Annotated in this window: 19 protein-coding genes; 7 read left to right on the forward strand and 12 right to left on the reverse strand. The window is 70.6% G+C overall.

All coding sequences use genetic code 11. The features are described from left to right. Positions 1-42 precede the first annotated feature (42 nt). From AC37TH_RS01105 to AC37TH_RS01155, 11 genes are all read right to left on the reverse strand, one after another. The gene (locus AC37TH_RS01105) at positions 43-2370 is read right to left on the reverse strand and encodes a DEAD/DEAH box helicase (protein ID WP_490762509.1); all 2328 of its coding nucleotides are present in this window, start codon (positions 2368-2370) and stop codon (positions 43-45) included. A 281-nt stretch (positions 2371-2651) separates the two neighbouring features. Continuing rightward, positions 2652-3155 carry a hypothetical protein gene (locus AC37TH_RS01110; protein WP_490762510.1) on the reverse strand — a complete coding sequence of 168 codons (504 nt, stop codon included), beginning with the start codon at positions 3153-3155 and terminating at the stop codon, positions 2652-2654. A gap of 113 nt (positions 3156-3268) precedes the next feature. Further along, positions 3269-4588 carry an MFS transporter gene (locus AC37TH_RS01115; protein WP_490762511.1) on the reverse strand — a complete coding sequence of 440 codons (1320 nt, stop codon included), beginning with the start codon at positions 4586-4588 and terminating at the stop codon, positions 3269-3271. Continuing rightward, a complete protein-coding gene (locus AC37TH_RS01120) occupies positions 4585-5070 on the reverse strand; it encodes a MarR family winged helix-turn-helix transcriptional regulator (RefSeq protein ID WP_490762512.1) in 486 nt (161 codons plus the stop codon). Before AC37TH_RS01120 ends, AC37TH_RS01115 begins: the two co-directional genes overlap by 4 nt. A gap of 67 nt (positions 5071-5137) precedes the next feature. Then, a complete protein-coding gene (locus tag AC37TH_RS01125) occupies positions 5138-5995 on the reverse strand; it encodes a MurR/RpiR family transcriptional regulator (RefSeq protein ID WP_490762513.1) in 858 nt (285 codons plus the stop codon). Then, positions 5992-6843, reverse strand: a complete 852-nt coding sequence (locus AC37TH_RS01130; RefSeq protein ID WP_490762514.1) for a metallophosphoesterase family protein — start codon at positions 6841-6843, stop codon at positions 5992-5994. Before AC37TH_RS01130 ends, AC37TH_RS01125 begins: the two co-directional genes overlap by 4 nt. Positions 6844-6852: 9 nt before the next feature. Beyond that, on the reverse strand, positions 6853-7800 hold the full coding sequence (gene phnE, locus AC37TH_RS01135; protein ID WP_490762515.1) for a phosphonate ABC transporter, permease protein PhnE: 948 nt from the start codon (positions 7798-7800) through the stop codon (positions 6853-6855). After that, positions 7797-8642: a phosphonate ABC transporter, permease protein PhnE gene (gene phnE / locus AC37TH_RS01140; RefSeq protein ID WP_490762516.1), complete on the reverse strand. Its 846-nt coding sequence runs from the start codon at positions 8640-8642 to the stop codon at positions 7797-7799. Before phnE (AC37TH_RS01140) ends, phnE (AC37TH_RS01135) begins: the two co-directional genes overlap by 4 nt. Further along, entirely contained in the window at positions 8639-9439 is an 801-nt protein-coding gene (gene phnC / locus AC37TH_RS01145; RefSeq protein WP_490762517.1) for a phosphonate ABC transporter ATP-binding protein, read from the reverse strand. The genes phnE (AC37TH_RS01140) and phnC overlap by 4 nt, the downstream gene beginning before the upstream one ends. An 89-nt stretch (positions 9440-9528) precedes the next feature. Then, positions 9529-10560 carry a phosphate/phosphite/phosphonate ABC transporter substrate-binding protein gene (gene phnD / locus AC37TH_RS01150; protein ID WP_490762518.1) on the reverse strand — a complete coding sequence of 344 codons (1032 nt, stop codon included), beginning with the start codon at positions 10558-10560 and terminating at the stop codon, positions 9529-9531. Between the two features lie 106 nt (positions 10561-10666). Then, complete coding sequence (locus tag AC37TH_RS01155) at positions 10667-11416, reverse strand: HAD family hydrolase (RefSeq protein WP_490762519.1); 750 nt, start codon at positions 11414-11416, stop codon at positions 10667-10669. 99 nt (positions 11417-11515) lie between these two features. On the opposite strand from AC37TH_RS01155, the gene AC37TH_RS01160 reads away from it, so the two are divergent. From AC37TH_RS01160 to AC37TH_RS01185, 6 genes are all read left to right on the forward strand, one after another. Next, on the forward strand, positions 11516-11899 hold the full coding sequence (locus tag AC37TH_RS01160) for a hypothetical protein (RefSeq protein ID WP_490762520.1): 384 nt from the start codon (positions 11516-11518) through the stop codon (positions 11897-11899). A 53-nt stretch (positions 11900-11952) separates the two neighbouring features. Then, complete coding sequence (locus AC37TH_RS01165) at positions 11953-13518, forward strand: phytoene desaturase family protein (protein ID WP_490762521.1); 1566 nt, start codon at positions 11953-11955, stop codon at positions 13516-13518. A gap of 2 nt (positions 13519-13520) precedes the next feature. Continuing rightward, on the forward strand, positions 13521-13961 hold the full coding sequence (locus AC37TH_RS01170; RefSeq protein WP_490762522.1) for an SRPBCC family protein: 441 nt from the start codon (positions 13521-13523) through the stop codon (positions 13959-13961). Positions 13962-14022: 61 nt separating this feature from the next. Further along, positions 14023-14295, forward strand: a complete 273-nt coding sequence (locus AC37TH_RS01175; RefSeq protein ID WP_490762523.1) for a DUF2277 domain-containing protein — start codon at positions 14023-14025, stop codon at positions 14293-14295. Between the two features lie 80 nt (positions 14296-14375). After that, positions 14376-14852 (forward strand): GNAT family N-acetyltransferase, encoded by a 477-nt coding sequence (locus AC37TH_RS01180; RefSeq protein WP_490762524.1) that lies wholly within the window; start codon positions 14376-14378, stop codon positions 14850-14852. 53 nt (positions 14853-14905) lie between these two features. After that, positions 14906-16051 (forward strand): S1C family serine protease, encoded by a 1146-nt coding sequence (locus AC37TH_RS01185; RefSeq protein WP_490762525.1) that lies wholly within the window; start codon positions 14906-14908, stop codon positions 16049-16051. 18 nt (positions 16052-16069) lie between these two features. On the opposite strand, the gene AC37TH_RS01190 is transcribed toward AC37TH_RS01185, so the two are convergent. Beyond that, on the reverse strand, positions 16070-16828 hold the full coding sequence (locus AC37TH_RS01190) for an IclR family transcriptional regulator (protein ID WP_490762526.1): 759 nt from the start codon (positions 16826-16828) through the stop codon (positions 16070-16072). A gap of 141 nt (positions 16829-16969) precedes the next feature. On the opposite strand from AC37TH_RS01190, the gene hutH reads away from it, so the two are divergent. After that, on the forward strand, positions 16970-18517 hold the full coding sequence (gene hutH, locus AC37TH_RS01195; RefSeq protein WP_490762527.1) for a histidine ammonia-lyase: 1548 nt from the start codon (positions 16970-16972) through the stop codon (positions 18515-18517). Positions 18518-18542 lie beyond the last annotated feature (25 nt).

Genomic DNA, 18542 nt, shown 5'->3' on the forward strand with positions numbered 1-18542 from the left:
CGATTGTGTGGGTGCGCTGGTGGGCGCTCCCGGACGTGCGGACTACGCCTGGGCTGCTGCCTGGGCGAGGTCGGTGATGAGCTGGTCGCCCGGGATCGCGGGCACGAACTCGGCCTCGATCTCGGCGCGGCCGAGGAGCTCGGTCATGCGACGCTGACGCTGACGCGGGATGAGCGTGACGACCGTGCCCTGCTTGCCGGCGCGGCCGGTGCGGCCGGAGCGGTGCAGGTAGGTCTTGTACTCGTCCGGGGCGTCGGCCTGGATGACCAGGTCGATGTCGTCCACGTGGATGCCGCGGGCGGCGACATCGGTGGCGACCAGCACGTTGACCCGGCCGCTGGTGAGCTGGCCGAGGTTGCGCGTGCGGCGCGACTGGTTGAGGTCGCCGTGCAGGCTGACGGCGGGGATGCCGGCGTCGTCCAGCTGGTCGGCGAGCATTTCGGCGAACGCGCGGGTGCGGGCGAAGACCAAGGTCTTGCCGTCGCGGTCTGCGAGCTGCTCGATGATCGCGGCCTTGTCGCGGTGCTCGATCACGAGTACGCGGTGGTCGATCGTGGAGGACGCCTGGTCTTCACCGGCGACCTCGTGCACGGTCGGGTCGACGAGGAACTCGTCGACGAGCTGTGCGACGCCCTTGTCGAGGGTCGCGGAGAACAGCAGCTTCTGGCCGCCCTCCGACGTCTCGCGCAGGATGCGCTGGACCGGCTCCAGGAAGCCGAGGTCGCACATGTGGTCTGCCTCGTCCAGGACGGTGATGACGACCTCGCTGAGGTCGAGACGACCCTGCTCGATGAGGTCCTCGATGCGTCCCGGGGTGCCGATCACGATGTCGACGCCGCGCTGCAGCGCGCCCACCTGGCGAGCCTGCGGCACGCCGCCGTAGATCTGCGTGGTGAACAGGCCGACGCTGCGGGCGATCGGCTGGACGGTGCGGTCGATCTGGAGGGCGAGCTCGCGGGTCGGGGCCAGGATGAGGGCGCGCGGCTTGCGGCCCATCTGGCGCTTGCCGCCGGACTTGCCCGACTCCTCCCACAGGCTCATCAGACGCTCGACGAGCGGTGCGCCGAAGGCGATGGTCTTGCCGGAGCCCGTGCGGCCGCGGCCGAGGACATCCTTGCCTGCCAGCACATCCGGAGTGGTCGCCGCCTGGATCGGGAACGGACGATCCGCACCGAGCTCGGCGAGCGCGCGAACGATGTTGCCGCCGAGACCGAGGTCGGCGAAGGTCACGCCGTCGACGTCCTCGGCCTGGATGGCGTCGGCTTCGAGGCGCTCGAGCACGACGTCGTCGTTGGAGGTGTGCGCCGGCTTCTCGTCCCGTGACGGGTAGAACGACGACGAGCTGTCGCGACGGGGCGCGCGGTCGGCGTCGAAGGAGCGACGCGGACGGTCGTTGTCGAAGTCACGACGCGGAGCGCGGTCCTTGTCGAACGTGCGAGGAGCGCGGTCCTTGTCGAAATCGCGACGGGGAGCGCGGTCGTCGTTCGAACGGCGAGGGCGGTCGTTGTCGAAGTCGCGACGCGGGGCGCGGTCACCGTCGAACGAGCGACGCGGACGGTCGTTGTCGAAGTCACGACGCGGGCCACGGTCGCCATCGAACGAGCGAGGTGCGCGGTCCTTGTCGAACGAGCGCGGAGCGCGGTCCTTGTCGAACGAACGCGGAGCGCGATCCTTGTCGAAGTCACGACGCGGGGCGCGGTCACCATCGAACGAACGACGCGGACGGTCGTTGTCGAAATCGCGACGCGGGCCACGGTCACCATCGAACGAGCGAGGTGCGCGGTCCTTGTCGAACGAACGCGGAGCGCGATCCTTGTCGAACGAACGCGGGGCGCGGTCCTTGTCGAAGTCACGACGCGGGGCGCGGTCACCATCGAACGAACGACGGGGACGGTCGTTGTCGAAGTCACGACGCGGAGCGCGGTCACCATCGAACGAACGACGCGGACGGTCGTTGTCGAAATCGCGACGCGGAGCGCGGTCACCATCGAACGAACGACGCGGACGGTCGTTGTCGAAGTCACGACGCGGGGCACGGTCGTCACGGCCGCGCGAACGGTCGCCGTCCGGCGTCCAGGGGCGGCGTGCGTCCTTGCCGCGGGGCTCCCAGTTCGGGCGCTCCTTGCGTGCGCCGGTCGAACCTGCGCCTTCGCGGCCTGCGCCGTCGCGGGCGCCATCACGGCCGCCGTCGCGGCTGCCGTAGGTGGCGCGGCCACGGGCTGCGCGGTCTTCGTCGGACCAGCGGGCCTTCTTGGCGCCGCCCTCTTCCGCGCGGTATCCGCGGTGGTTGGGGCTGCGGCTGCCAGACTTCGGCGCACCCTTGCGGGCACCGCCGGCATTGTTGTTTCCGTGCTTGTTGAATCCGGGCATGGCTGTCTTCCTGGGTTGTTCTCGTTATGCATGACGAAGCGCGCGGAGCATTCCGCGCTTCAAGGAGAACCCGGGCAGTCTTTGGCCGGGGCCGTTCACATACAGTGATCATTCGCCTGCCGAACGGCAGCGAAACCGGCCCACCTGACTTACAAACCCATCCGCACGAACGTGCGGTGTCAAGAGCCGACTTCCCAACGATACAGGAATAAGCCTGAGCGTGGGCGGTGACTTTCGCCACCGCCCACGCGCGACGCCTGCCGAGACCGCGAAACGGAACGTCAGACGCGCTTGCTCGCCTTCACGGCGGCGAAGTACTCGTTGGCGGGCTTGAGGAAGATCAGCACGGTGGCGATGACGCCGACGACCACGCGCGCTGCACCGAGACCGTAGCCGCCCAGGATGCCGAACAGCGAGAGCACTGTGACGATCAGCAGCACGATTCGCGCCCAGTTCGCCCCGCGGCGCATGAAGAACGCGAAGAGCACATACGCCGCGATGTACAGGATCCCGAACACCACAGCGAAGGTGACGGAGACCCCGACGGTGGCGTTGAGGGTCGCATCCGAGATCTGCTGCCCCTGGCTCGCGAGCTGCTTCTGCACCTGATCCTTGAGCGACCCGATGGTGGCGAGCGACACGATGAGGGCGACCAGACTCAATGCCGCGCCCACGATGTACAGCCAGAACGCTGTGTTCACCGGCTGCGGCGGAGCGACGGGAGCGCCTCCTCCCGCCGGGGACGACGACGCCGGATAGCTGGCCGGCGGGGTGTAATCACTCATGGATGTTCTCTCCTCGAACGTCGGTGGTGCACGAAACGGCCGCCCGGTATGGGCCAGCGCCGCTCACGGTAGACCTCCAGGGTGCTCCGAGCAATGGGACATCTGAGCAATGGTCAGTTCACCGCTGTCGGCCCGAATGCCTCGACAACTCGATCGCGAGCCCGGTACTCGCGCAGCGGCCGGTCGATCGCGCCGATCGCGACCACTGCCGCCGTTGCAGCGAGGCCGCCGATGACGAGCGCCGCCGGGGCGCCGACGACCGCGCCGAGCACGCCACCGCGGAAGCTGCCCAGCTGTGGACCCGCGACGCCGATCACGTGGTCGACGGCGGACACCCGCCCGCGGTACTCGTCGGGCGTCTCCACCTGGACCAGCGAGCCACGGGTGACCACCGAGACCGTGTCCGCCGCCCCGGCGACGGCGAGACAGGCGAGCGAGAGCCACAGCGGGGAGGCCACGCCGAAGCCCGCGATGCCGAGACCCCAGACCGCGGCCGCCGCGAGCTGAACGAGCCCGGACCGCCGCGCCCGCGTGACGGTGCCCGAGAACAGACCGGCGAGAATGCCGCCGACGGCGATGGACGAGAGGAAGAGCCCGAGCGTTCGAGGGTCCCCGTCGAATCGAAGCTGGTTCACCACGGGGAACAGGGCGATCGGCATGGCGAGCACGGTCGCGGCGATGTCCGTCGCGAACGAGCCCCAGATGACCGGCCTGCGCAGCACCGAGGTCCAGCCGCGTTTCGGCGCGAGCCCGGAGCCGTCCCGACTGGATGCGGCTGCGCCCATCGATGCGGCTGCGCCAGTGGATGCGGACGGCAGCGGCGGCAGCGGCGGCAGGCGATACGCCGCGATCACGGCCGCGCCGACCGCCACCGCCTCCACGGCATAGGCGGCGGGCAGCGACCACGCGACGATGAGTCCGCCGATGGCCGGGCCGATCAGCATCGACGCCTGAAAGGAGAAGTTCTGCAGGGCGAAGCCGGCCGCGACCTGATCGGCGGCGAGGAGCCGCGCCGGCAGGGTGCGCCGCGCCGGGGCCCCGATCGCACTTGCGGCGGACTGAACGGCCACGAGGACGATCAACAGCAGCACAGACCGTGACCCCACAGCGGCCTGCGCGCTCAACCCGAGGGCTGCGACGACCTGGCCGATGGTGCTCAGCCGGACGATGGAGCGGCGGTCGAACCGGTCGGCGAGGCTGCCGCCCACCGGACCGAGCAGGAGCAGCACCATCCCGGTCGCCAGCCCGAGGGCGCCCGTCCAGATCGGGCTTGTGGTCAGGTCCCAGATCTGCGTGAGGGCGGCGATCGTCGCGATCTGGCTGCCGATGCCGGCCAGCGAGGTTCCGAGCCAGAGAGCGCGGAACGGCGCGCTCGCGCGGAGCGGGCGGACGTCGGTGAGCAGGCGGCTCAGCCGGTTTCCCTCCCCGCTCATTCCGGTTCTGCCAGTTGCGCGGCGAGACGCTCGGACATCGGCCTGCTCGCCACCCTGGCGGTCAGCTCGGCGACGATGGAGGACAGCGGGACGCTTCCCTCACGGTCGAGTTCGGCGACGGCGGCCTCGGTCGCACGCCATTCGGCCTCGAGCAGCGGGATGAGGTCGCGCCCGCGCTCGGTGAGGTCGACGAGCCGCGTCCGGGCGTCCGGCCCGGGAACCGTGTGCACCATCCCAGCCTCGCGCATGGCGGCGACCGTCTGGCTGACCGCCGAGTGCGTGCGGTCGAGGGACGCGGCGAGGTCGCGGATGGTGAGGGGACCGTCGTGCGCGAGCCTGATCATCGGCAGCGCGAAGCGCGACCGCATCCCCGTGACGCCGCGCTCGGCGTAGAACTGTTCGATGTCGGCGTCGAGGCGGCGCTGGAGAGCGAAGAGCGCGTCCCAGGCTCCGGGAACGCGGGTGGGATCGTTAATTGTCACAGTGCTGTTATAACAGTGCTGTTGTAATGATGCAAGGCTCCACAGAACAGACGGCCCCGGACGCTCGCTACTCCGCCAGGTTGTCGCTGATCGCGTCCAGCGCCAGCGACTTCGCCGTGGTCGCCGCATCGCCGAGGCGGTTCGTGACCGCGGCGACCAGTCCCTCGATCAGGATCGCCTGCGGCAGCCGGGAGGCGAGGGTGATCTCGTCGCGGAAGGTCAGATCCGGCATCGTCACGACCAGGCTGATCCCTGCCGCCTGGGCGATCGGGCTGCGCACGAAGGCGGTGACGGCGATCACGGTCGCGCCGGCGGCGGAGGCTGCTCCCACGGTGCGCAGCGTCGAGGCGTTCGAACCGCTGCCGCTGATCGCCAGCAGTACGTCGTCCGGGGAGAGCAGCCGGGCGGTGATCTGCTGGCCGATGACATCGAGCGGCGCCTCTGCTGCGCGGCCGACGCTGGTGAGGCGGGCTGCCGCATCCAGTGCCAGCGGTGCGGAGAGTCCGTTGCCGACCGCGACCACGCGGCGGGCGGCGACCAGGGCAGCCACGGCGCGGTCGACGGCGTCCGCGTCGAGGAGGGCGACCATGTCGTCGACCCGCCCGGCGATGTGGGTGAACGTCTGGGTGACGATCCCTGCGGAGCCGACCGGCGCGGACGGCGTGACGGCGGGGGTGCGGTATCCGGCGTCGCGAGCGAGCAGCACGCGCAACTGCTGGTAGCCGGTGAAGCCGAGGCTCTGGCAGGTGCGCACCACCGTGGCGCGGGAGGCGCCGGCCAGCTCGGCGACCTGCTGCGAGCTGAGCTCGACGATCTCGGCCGAGCGTTCGAGCAGCACGGCGGCGACCGCCTGCTCGGTCGGCAGCAGCGACGGCAGCACAGACCGGATGGTCGCGATGACCTCGCCTGGGCGGTGGTCGTTCATCGGTGCTCCTTCGGGCCGGCTGCTGCGGCGATGCGCTCGACCTCTGCCGCGTCGAGGTCGAAGATCTCGGTGCCGTCCGCCTCACTCGGCGCGGAGACGAACACGACGGTCGGCTCTCCGGTGGGCGGGAGGTCGATCACGGCGAAGCCGGAGCCGACGGTCGCCCGCTCGGTGCCGGCGGCGGCGATCGGGTCGGAGCTGTTGGCGGTGCCAGGCGCGACCACCACGGGGAGGCCGGCGGCGACCGTGCTCAGCGCGTGGTGGTAGTGCCCGGCGAGCACCAGCCGCACGTCTCCGGAGGCGCAGGCGTCGAGCACGTCGGACGGGTTCTGCAGTTCGAGCGCCGCCAGAAGCGCGCTCGCGGCGGGGACGGGCGGGTGGTGCAGCACCACGACGGTGCCGTGCGCGGACGGAGTCGCGACGATGCCGCGCAGGCGGTCGAGCGCTTCCGCGTCCACCGCGCCGTAGCCGGCGCCCGGCACGGACGTGTCGACGGTGACCACCCGGAAACCGGCTGCCTCGACGACCGTTTCCCGTGCGCCGAGGACGCCCTCGAAGCCGTCGCGGAGGTCGTGGTTGCCCATGGCGTACACGACGGCGGCGCCGTGCTCCGCCGCCCACGGGGCGATGCGTCCGGCGAGCAGCCGGTACGACTCCACGCTGCCGTCGTCGGACAGGTCGCCCGAGACGGCCACCACGTCGACGGCGCCCAGCGACGCCGCGCGGTCGAGGACGCGGTCGAGCGCCGCGAGCGTGTCGACCATCCCGTAATGCAGGCTGCCGTCGCCGAAGAGGTGGGTGTCCGAGAGGTGCAGGATGCGCAGGCCGCGCTCAGCCGGGAAGCTCACGAAGTCACCCTATTCGGTCGCCTTCAGCTCGATGCTCTCCGCGCGGACCCGACGCGCCGAGCGGCGGCGGAGGGCCGTCACCACCGGCAGCTCCCAGTGCCCGGAGATGATGCGGTGGCGCACCAGGCCGGAGAGCTGGTCGATGATCATCGTGACGACGATGACCACGATCATCAGCATTCCGACCACATCCCACACCCGGAACTGGATGTTGTCCACCAGCATCTTGCCGATGCCGCCCGCGCCGATCAGGCCCAGGATGGCGGAGGCGCGCACGTTGATCTCGAACCGGTACAGCCAGAACGCCAGCACGTCCGGCTTGGCGTTCGGCCAGACGCCCCAGCGCATGATCTGCACCCGGGAGCCGCCCGACGCGGTGGCGGCCTCGATGGCCCCGCGGTCAACGGACTCGAAGCTCTCGTAGCCCCACTTGCCGAGCGTTCCGATCGAGCCGATCGCGATGGCGAGCGCGCCCGTGTATGCGGTGAGCCCGGTCACCGACAGCATCAGCACGGCGATCACCACCTCCGGCACCGCCCGCAGCACGGCGAAGACCGCACGGAGCGGCCAGCGCACGATGCCGGGCGTGAGCCCGCGGGTGGCGAGGAGGCTGAGCGGGAAGGAGACGATCACGCCGATCACGGTGCCGAACCAGGCCATCGCGACGGAGAGCATGGTCGCGGACAGCGCATCCGGGAGCTTGTCCCAGGCGGGAGGCAGGAACATCAGGCCGAGGTAGTGGGCGAGCTTCTGCGGGAGCTGAAGCAGCGCGTCCCAGGAGATGTCGACGCCCCAGAACGCCGCGACGACCACCACGGTGACGACCACCCACACCACGGTGCGGGCGATGTGCAGCGGCTTGCGCGGGCGCTGCTGCTTCGGGATGCCCACGGTCGGGCGATCGAGCTCGGCGACAGTGGATGCGGTGGCTGCGGTCGATGCGGTCGATGCGCTCATCGGATCAGCCTCCGCCTGGTGTACGAGCTGAGCAGTTCGAGCAGGACCACGAGCACGAGGATCTCGAAGATGATCATGCTGAGGTAGTGGTACTGGTAGAACGTGCGCACCTTGTCGATGAGCATGCCGAGGCCGCCGGCGCCGACGAGGCCGATCACGGTGGAGGCGCGGATGTTCAGCTCCAGCACGTAGATCGCCTGCGACAGATAAGTGGGAGCGACCTCGGGCACCATCGCGGCGCGGTTGGCCTTGAACCAGGTTCCGCCCGCGGCGAGCGCAGCCTCCTGTCCTCCGCGGTCGAGACCGTCGAGCGCTTCGGAGATGAGCTTGACGATGATGCCGACGTTGAACAGCACGAGCGCCAGGATGCCGGACAGTGCGCCCGTGCCGACGACGGTCACGAACAGCGAGGCGTAGAGCAGGTCCGGCACGCTGCGGACGATGTTCATCACGAAGCGCACGATGCCGAGCAGCACGCTGTTCGGGTTGGTGGCGCGGGAGGCGAGGAACGCCAGCGGCAGCGCGATGACCACGCTGACGGCGGTGGAGATGACGGCCATCTGCACCGTCTGGAGCAGCCACGGGAGCGTCTCGGGGAAGAAGGTGTAGTCGGGCTGGAACAGCTGGATGAGGGTGTTGGAGGCGTTCTGCGCGTTGGCGAACAGCGCACCCACATCCACCTGCACGGCAATGGCGGACCAGACCGTGATCGCGGCGAGGATCGCGAACGTGACGACGATCTTCCACGCCGAGCGCGGCTTGACCGGCCGCGCGCCGGGCTCCAGGCCGCTGGCCGCGCCGGTCGTGCCGCCGGTCGCCCCGCCGCTAGTCACGCTGGTCACGGCAGCACCGCCGGGGCGTCCAGCACGTCCTCCGCGGTGAGCGAGCGGCCGTAGATGGCCTCGAACACCGACTCGTCCGCCCCGGCGCCCGGGCCGTCGTACACGACGGAGCCGTTGCGGAGCCCGATCAGGCGGGTGCCGTATCGCCGCGCGAGGTCGAGGAAGTGCAGGTTCACGACGACCGTGATCCCCAGTTCGGCGTTGATGCGCTGGAGGTCGCGCATCACGACGTGGGAGGTCGGAGGGTCGAGGGAGGCGACGGGCTCGTCGGCCAGGATCACCTTGGGGCGCTGGGCGAGTGTGCGGGCGATGGCGACGCGCTGCTGCTGGCCGCCGGACAGCTCGGAGGCGCTGGAGTACGCCTTCGAGACGATCTCCACGCGTTCGAGCGCCTGCATGGCCAGCTCGACGTCGTCGGCCGACCAGGCGGCGAGGAGGGTCCGCCAGGCGGAGGTGTGGTGCAGGCGGCCCATCAGCACGTTGTTGAGCACGGTGGTGCGCTTGGCCAGGTTGAAGCTCTGGAACACCATCCCGACCTCGCTGCGGAGGGTGCGCAGCTTCTTGCCGCGCAGGCCGGAGAGCTGGTAGTCGCCCACCGTGATCTCCCCGGACGTGATCGGGACCAGACCGTTGATGGTGCGGATCAGCGTCGACTTGCCCGCGCCGGACAGCCCGACGACGGCGACCATCTCGCCCGGCTCGATGGTGAGGTCCACCTCCCGCAATCCGGCGAACCCGTTCGGGTACGTGACGCCCACCCTGTCGAACCGGATGCGCGCTCCTGACGTGTCCGTCATCTCGTCCCGTTCCTTCCCTCAGTGTTTTGAAGCAATCGAGGCGGGGTGGCCGGCAGGTTCCGCCGGCCACCCCGCTCAGAGCGTTGCGATCAGCCGAGGCCGATCGATGCCGCTGCGTCCTGGGTCTTCTTCAGGCTCGCGGGGTCGGCGTCGACCAGGCCGGTGATCTGGTAGATCGCGGTGAGCGCCTTGACGCCCTCCGGGGTGCCCGCGTAGTCCTTCATCGCGGTGGCGATCTTGGTCTGCCAGGTCTTGCTGAGCTTGCTGGTGATGGAGGCGCCGTCGTTCGGGATCTCGTCGGTCAGGGCGAACACCACGACCTTGTCGCCGACATCCGGAGTGTCTTTCTGCACGACGGAGCGCGCATCCCAGTAGCTGGTGCCGACCTCGGCGTCGCCGTTGTAGACGGCGAGGACGCTGGCGTCGTTGGCTGTGACCTGAACGGTCTTGATGTCTTTGTCGACGTTCAGCCCGGCCTTCTTCATCGCCGCGACGGGGAAGATGTACCCAGCGGGGGACGCCGCCTGCAGCAGCGAGACGGTCGCACCCTTGATTTTGGGGATGCTGTCGAGCCCGGCGGGGCCGGTGCCCTTCTCCGTGCCGTTGCAGTAGAGCATCCCGTTGGCGCCCTTGACCGGAGTGTCGGAGCAGTACTTCTTGGGGTCGTTGGTGAAGAACTGGGCCGCGTACGAGCTCTTGCCGTTGCGCTGCGTCTGCAGAGCGGGGACGGCGCCGTACTTGTCGCACGCCTGGCTCATCTGCAGGCTGGGGAGCATGCCGATCTGCGCCTGGTTGCTGCCGATGGCCTCGACGGCGGCCTGATAGTCCTGCGTGATGACGCCCTTGACCGGGATGCCGAGACGTGAGGTGAGCGCCTCTTCAAGCGGCTTGACCGTCTCGACCAGCTTCGCCGCGTCTCCCGACGGGACGAGCGCGAGGGTGAGCGCGGTGGGCGCCTTGGCCGAGTCGTCCGAGGTGCCCGTGCAAGCGGCCGCGGCAGCCGTTCCGGAGGCGGTGGCACCGGAGGCGGTCTGCTGCTGCACGCCGCATCCGCTCAACGCGAGCGCGGCGATGATGGCGAGGCCCGAGGCGCTCGCGACAGCGGTTTTCCGGAGTTTCATGACGTTCCCATTCTGTGCGGTGGTGAGGACTGCGAGTGGTGGGTGATGCGATCTGTGGAGAACTGCGGGGGTGAAACGGGGTGTGAAGAAGTGGGGGCGAAGGTGGTCAGGCGGAGGCGGCGACCGGTCGGTGCGCGGCGGTGAAGCCCGCGGGGTCGGCCGCCCAGCGGCGGATCCCGTCGTAGAGGCCGGGGAAGTCGGCTGCGACCAGGTGCGCCGGCCCCGCGCGGTGGCCGAAGCGGTCGATGAGGGCTGTGGCGCATCCCGCCGCGAGGGGCTGTTCGAGGTCGTTGCCCCAGATGTCGCCGACCGACAGCAGCAGCGCCGGGTCCCTTCCATCGAGCAGCGCGGGAAGCAGACGGGTCCAGCCGGCGGGCTTGTCCGCGTCGGTGACGATGCGGTCGATCACGTCGGCCATCCCGATGGCCGTCAGAGTCTCCCGCACGCCGTCGAGCGGCGCATTCGTCACGAGAACGCGCTCGACGCTCCCCCCGAAGCCGTCGAGGAACTCGGCGAGACCGTCCGGTGCTGACACCGCGACGGTTCCCCCGGCGAGCGCCCGCCGGCTGGTCTGATAAGCGCGCTGCAGCAGGTCGCCCGAGGCGTGCTCTGCTGCGAGCGCTCCGACGGCCGCATAGCCGTCGATGTATGCGGGCGAGCCGGGCTCGCCGTCGAGGAATGCACCGAGCCGGGCGCGGAGCGACGCGTCGAGGTCGGTTCCGCCTGCCGTTCCCGCGTCGAGGATGCTAGAGATCACGGCCTCCGCGTACTCCCACACAGGGGCGTCGCCGACGCACACCGTCCCGTCGAAGTCGAGGACGATGATGGGGCTGCTGGGTGTCTGGCGGTCGTTCACGAGTGCAGCTTATGCGTTCGTGAACGTTCTGTTCACGCTTTTCTTCACCATGAAACAACTGTTCACAACGCGTTAACCTCGCACGATACGCTCGACGCCATGGCCACAGCGCACGACTTCTTCATCCTCGGCGACCACGAGAACGGCAGACAGCTCGTCGCGTCCGTGCTCCAGAACGAGGGATTCGCGGTCACCGTGACCCCGGCCGGCGGGCTGATCGCCCGGCGAGGCAGCACCACGGCGACCATCCTGTTCGGTGGTCTGGCCGGGAAGGGACTCCAGCAGACCTTCACCGTCGACTTCATGGTCGACGTCGACGGCCGGCTCGTCGCCCGCCTGAACAGGAATATGGCAGGGGGCGTGCTCAAGGGCGGCGCGATCGGAGCGGTCAAGACCGACAACGCGTTCCAGCACATAGCCAACGCGATCGGGGCGGCCCTGCACGGCGCCGGAGTGCTGTCGGGGAGCGTCTCCCAGGGCTGACGGTCGCAGGCCACCCACTGACCTCGCGAGCAGAACGGGGTATACAGGGAGGCATGAGCTCCACCACTCCGGATGCGATCGTCATCGGCTCCGGCCCGAACGGTCTCTCCGCCGCCGTCACCCTCGCCCGCGCCGGTCTCGCCGTGCGCGTGTACGAGCGCAACGCGACAGCGGGCGGCGGCACGAGGACGGAGGAGGTGACCCTGCCGGGGTTCCGGCACGACATCTGCTCGGCCGTGCATCCATTGGCCTTCGCCTCCGGGTTCTTCCGCAGGTTCGGGATCGAGGAGCGCGTGCCGTTCGTCGTGCCGAGTGCGTCGTACGCGCATCCACTGGATGGGGGCCGCGCGGCCGTGGCCTACCGCGACCTCGACCGGACGGTGGACGCTCTCGGAGTGGACGGCCCGGCCTGGCGCCGGCTGCTCGGCCCTCTGGTGCGGAACGCCGACGCTGTCGCGCAGTTCACCGGCTCCCAGCTGTTCCAGGTGCCGAGGCACCCGCTGGTCGCGGCGCAGTTCGGGATGACGATGCTCGCCCAGGGCGGCCCATGGTGGGATGCGTTCTTCCGCACGGAGGAGCCGGGCGCCCTGCTCACCGGGGTGTTCGCGCACTCGACGCTGCCGCTGCCGAGCATCGCGGGGGCGGCAGCGGGGCTGACCCTCGCCACCTACGCGCACGCGCGCGGCTGGCCGATCCCGGTCGGCGGCAGCCAAGCGATCGCCGACGCGATGGTGGCCGACCTGATCGCCCACGGCGGCGAGGTCGTCACCGGCTCGGAGGTCACCAGCCTCGCCGAACTGCCCCCGTCGCGGGCGATCCTGTTCGACACCGGCGCGGAATCCGCTGCCCGCCTCGGCGAGGACAGACTCCCGCCTTCCTACCTGCGCCGCATCGCCGCCTTCCGAAACGGCAACGGCGTCTGCAAGGTCGACTTCGCGCTCTCCGGCCCCGTGCCGTGGGCGAACGCGGAGCTGACGGAGACAGCCACCGTGCACCTCGGGGGCACCCGCGCGGCCGTCGCCCGGTCGGAGCGCGAGGTCGCCGCCGGACGCCACAGCGACGACCCGTACGTTCTCGTCTCGCAGCCGTCGCTCTTCGACAGCACGCGAGCCCCCGCCGGGAAGCACGTGCTGTGGGCGTACACGCACGTCCCGTCCGGCTCCCCAACCGACCAGACCGAGGCCATCATCCGGCAGATCGAACGCTTCGCGCCCGGTTTCCGGGATGTGGTGCTCGCCAGCTCCCACAAGACCGCCGTCGAGATGGCCGCGTACAACCCCAACTACGTGGGCGGCGACATCTCCGCCGGAGCGCCGAACCTGCGCCAGCTGATCGCCAGGCCGGTCATCTCCGCCGATCCATGGCGGATGCCGGGGCGCGGGCTGTACCTGGCATCGGCCGCCGCGGCGCCCGGCCCCGGCGTGCACGGGCTGGTCGGCTACTACGCGGCGCGCAGCGCACTGCGCCACGAGTTCGGAGTGCGCGCGATGCCCTCCCTCGCCCCCGACGAGCTGACATCGGATGCGCGTGGCGCGACCACCTGGCCCCACCTCGACCCGACCGGCCCCAACGACCCCGCCGAAGCGTCCCTTCGGCCCGACGGACTCCCGGAGCAGTGACCATGTCGACAACCGTTCGTGAGTTCGCGTGCACCCCTGAGCAGGTCTTCGCAGTGCTCGAAGACCCGTGGGTGTACCCGACCTGGGTTGTGGGGGCGTCCCGGTTGCGCGACGCCGACCCCGAGTACCCGCGCGCCGGCTCCCGGCTCCAGCACTCGATCGGCGTCTGGCCGGTGGTGCTCGACGACGAGTCGGTGATCGAGACGTGGGATCCACCACGGCGGATGGTACTGGAGGCGAAGACCCGTCCGGTGGGGACGGAGCGCGTCACCATCGAGGTGAAGCCACGCGGCGCCGGCTGCGTGGTCCGCATGGAGGAGCACCCGATCACCGGGCCTGCCCGGCTCATCCCGAAGCCGATCGCCGACCTGATCCTGCACATCCGCAACGTCGAGACCCTCCGCCGCCTCGAATACGTCGCGCGGGGGCGCGCCCGCTCCTGAGCCCGCCACCCCGTCACACCTGGGGATGCGCTGCGCGGGCGGGCGGCGTACCCTCGTGGGCATGTGCCGGAACATCCACACCCTTCATAACTTCGAGCCGGCGGCGAGCAGCGACGAAGTGCACGCGGCCGCGCTGCAGTATGTGCGCAAGATCAGCGGGACCTCGAAGCCGTCGAAGGCGAATGCCGAGGCGTTCGATCGCGCGGTCGCCGAGATCGCGCATCTCACGCAACACCTCCTCGACGACTTGGTGACCACGGCACCGCCGAAGAACCGCGACGAAGAGGCCGCCAAGGCCAAGGAGCGCTCGGCCAGACGGTTCGCCGCCGCGTAGACGGTTCGCCGCCGCGTAGGCGCATCGCCGCGCGCGCCCACGAAACCTCCGCGCAACGACGGCTCGCTAGCATCGTTCACATGCACACCGAGATCGCCGCGGAACCGCCTCGCACCCCGGACGTCGAGGAGTTGCTGCGCCTCGGCGACGAGTTCACGTTCGCCCTGTACCCCGCCGAGAGCTGCTACCTGCTCGACGTGTCGGAGCTGGAGGCGCCCGGCGTCACGGTGTTCGTCGCCCGCGACGACACGGGGCGGGCCATCGGCATGGCCGCCCTCGTCGTGAAGGCCGACCGTTCGGCGGAGGTCAAGCGGATGTTCGTCCATCAGGATGCGCGGGGTCGCGGCCTCGCCTCGTCCCTGCTCTCCGCGGTGGAGGCCGGGGCGACGGAAGCCGGCGTCGAGACGCTGCAGCTGGAGACCGGTCCGTTGCAGCACGCGGCGATCGCGCTGTATGAGCGCAACGGCTACGCCCGCATCCCGAACTTCGGTCCGTATGTCGGCGACCCGCACTCGATCTGTTACGCCAAGCTTCTCGCGGGAGCGCGCGCTCTCTAGCGTCGGCATCGCGCGAACCACTAACCTGACGCCATCGGCGGAAGGGGCCAACGATGAGCGACGAGACCGGTGCCGCGAGGCCATCCACCGATCAAGCAGCGGCGAACGCTGCGCCGCCGAACGCCGCGCCGCCCTCCGGTCGCGGACGCGCCTGGCTGATCGCGGGCCTCGCTACCGCGGCCGCCCTCATCCTGATCGCGGGCGGCTTCATCGCGGGCACGGTCACCACCGTCGCTCTGTCGGCCGGCACGCGCGGCAGCTGCGACGCCGCCTCGGTCGCCGACCGGGTGCTGCCGAGCATCGTGACCATCAACGTGGCCGGTCGCGCGGGCACGGGGAGCGGCAGCGGTCAGATCATCTCGAGCGACGGCTACATCCTGACCAACAACCACGTCATCTCCCCCGCCGCATCCGGTGGGACGCTCTCTGTGCGGTTCAGCGACGGCAGCACGGCGGACGCCACGCTCACCGGCCGCGACCCGAAGACCGACCTCGCCGTGATCAAGGTCAGCAGCGAGCATTCGCTCCCGGTGATCGACATCGGCGACTCCGGAGCGCTCGCCGTCGGCGAACCGGTGGTCGCCCTCGGCGCCCCGCTCGGCCTGTCGAGCACCGTCACCGCCGGCATCGTCAGCGCGCTCGGCCGCACGGTCCCCGTCCCGAGCGACGACGACCGCAACGCGATCCTCGTCGGCGCCATCCAGACCGACGCCGCGATCAACCCGGGCAACTCCGGAGGGGCGCTCGTCGACTGCCGCGGCAGGCTGGTCGGGGTCAACACGGCCATCGCGACCGTCCCCGGCGACAGCGGTCAGCGCAGCACGGGCAGCGTCGGGATCGGGTTCGCCGTCCCGCAGGCGATGGCCATGCCGATCGCGCACGAACTCATCGACACCGGCACAGTCAGTTACCCGACAGCCGGGGTGGATGCGGTCCCCATCCCGCACGCTGTCGCCGTGCACTACGGCGTGAGCGACGGCCTGTTCGTCCAGGCGGTCCTGGCGGGAGGCCCCGCCGCGAGCGCCGGCATCCGGCCCGGTGACATCATCACGACCATCAACGGCTCCCCCGCCACCAGCATCGACGTGCTCACGGCCATCCAGGTCACCAGCAAGCCGGGCGACACGGTGAAGGTGGAGTACATGCGCGGCGGGCAGAAGCACACCACGACGGTGACGCTGGCGGCTGCGGCGGAGTAGGAGACAGACCCGGCTCCCTCAACTGCCCCGGATGCGCCTGGACAGCTCCACCGCCGCCTCGCCCACCCGCTCGGCCAGCGCATCCCAGCGGTCCTGCGCAATATTCTCCCGCGGGAATGTGACGGCGATCCCCGCCGCCGGCCATCCCGCGTGGTCACGCACGGACACGGCGACAGACGCGAATCCGGGGGTGACCTCGCCGTCCTCCGTCGCGTATCCGCGTTCGCGCACCTCGGCGACCACTCGCTTGAGCTCGCCGTAGCTGTGCGGTCCGGCGCCCCCGCGGTCCTCGAACGCCGCCGCGTCCGGGTAGAGCGCGCGGAGCTGTCCGGCCGGAAGGGTTGCGAGCAGCGCCCTGCCGCTCGCGGTCAGGTGGCTGGGCAGCCGGACGCCGACGTCGGTGACCAGTCGCGGGCGTCTCGGTGCACGCTCCTCGACGATGTAGACGACGTCGCGCCCGTGCAGCACCGCGACGTGCCCGGACTCCCCGATGCCGTCGACGAGCGCAGCGAGGATCGGCCGCCCCAGCCTGCTCAACGGCTCCTGCCGCGAGAAGGCCGAGCTGAGCTCGTACGCGGCCACGCCGAGCCCGTACCGTTTCGCCTCGGGGAAGTGCAGCACGAACCCGTGATCGCAGAGCACAGCGAGCAGGTGGTACACCGTCGACCGCGGCAACCCCAGCGCCCCAGCCACGGTCGCCGCAGCAACCGGCCCGCGCTGCGTGCCCAGCCACTCCAGTATCCGCAGCGTGTTCTCCGCAGCAGGAACCTTGCTCACGCGCCTGTCCCTCTCTCGCCGTCCGCCGCCGCCCCTCCCGCACCCCGAAACAAACGAGCCCAGCCGCGGGAGTCTGGGATACCGGACGGGGATGAGTGTATACGCAGGACAGCGGCGGCCGCGAGGGAGTGAGATCGGAACATGCTTCACACCACAGTCACCGTCACGGTCGGCGCGCACCCGCTGAGCGTCGCCGACGTCGTCGCCGTCGCCCGCCACGACGCCCCCGTCGTCCTCGACCAGGAATCGCTCGACCAGGTCGAGGCATCCCGCGCCATCGTCGAAGCCCTCGCCGACGACGTCGAACCGCACTACGGCATCTCCACCGGGTTCGGCGCACTCGCGACCACGTTCATCCCGAGTGACCGCCGCGCCCAGTTGCAGGCGAGCCTCGTCCGCTCCCACGCCGCCGGCTCCGGCCCGGAGGTCGAGCGCGAGGTCGTCCGCGCCCTCATGCTGCTGCGCCTCTCCACGCTGATGACCGGCCGCACCGGCGCCCAGCGCGCGACCGTCGAGACCTACGCCGCCCTGCTCAACGCCGACATCACCCCCGTCGTGCGCGAGTACGGCTCGCTCGGCTGCTCCGGCGACCTCGCCCCCCTCGCCCACTGCGCCCTCGCAGCGATGGGTGAGGGGCAGGTGCGCGTCGGCGGCGAACTGCTCGATGCCTCCACCGCCCTGTCGGCGGCCGGGATCACCCCGGTCGTCCTCGCCGAGAAGGAGGGCCTCGCGCTCATCAACGGCACCGACGGGATGCTCGGGATGCTCTCGCTGGCCATCCACGACCTCACCGCGCTGCTGAGCACGGCCGACATCGCCGCGGCCATGAGCGTCGAGGCGCTGCTCGGCACCGACGCCGTGTTCGCCGACGACCTGCAGCGCCTGCGCCCGCAGCACGGCCAGGCCGTCGCCGCCGCGAACCTGCGCGCCGTGCTCGCCGGGTCGCCGATCGTCGCCAGCCACAAGGGTCCGGAGTGCACGCGCGTCCAGGATGCGTACTCGTTGCGCTGCGCACCGCAGGTGCACGGCGGCGCGCGTGACACCGTCGCGCACGCGACCCTCGTCGCCGAGCGCGAGCTCGCCTCCGCGGTCGACAACCCCGTGCTCACCCTGGACGGCCGGGTCGAGTCGAACGGCAACTTCCACGGAGCGCCGATCGCCTACGTGCTCGACTTCCTCGCCATCGTCGCCGCCGACGTCGCCAGCATGTCCGAGCGCCGCACCGACCGGTTCCTCGACCCGTCCCGCAACCAGGGGCTCACCCCGTTCCTCGCCCACGAGGTCGGCGTGGACTCCGGGCTGATGATCGCCCAGTACACGGCCGCCGGGATCGTCTCCGAGCTGAAGCGCCTCGCCGCGCCCGCCTCGGTCGACTCCATCCCGTCGTCCGCGATGCAGGAGGATCACGTCTCGATGGGCTGGGCAGCCGCCCGCAAGCTGCGCCGCTCGGTCGACGGGCTCGGCCGGGTGCTCGCCATCGAGGTCATGACCGCCGCCCGCGGAGCCGACCTGCGCGCTCCGCTCCAGCCGGGGCCCGCCACGGGCGCCGTGATCGCGGAGGTGCGCACGGTGGTGGAGGGGCCTGGCTCCGACCGCTACCTGTCGCCGGAGATCGAGGCGGTCGTCGCGCTGGTGCAGTCCGGCCGCGTGCTCGCCGCTGCTGAGACCGTGACCGGCCCGCTGGGCTGACCGGGGCCGCCGCCCAGGCCCACCC

The organism is Leifsonia sp. McL0627, from assembly GCF_058244615.1.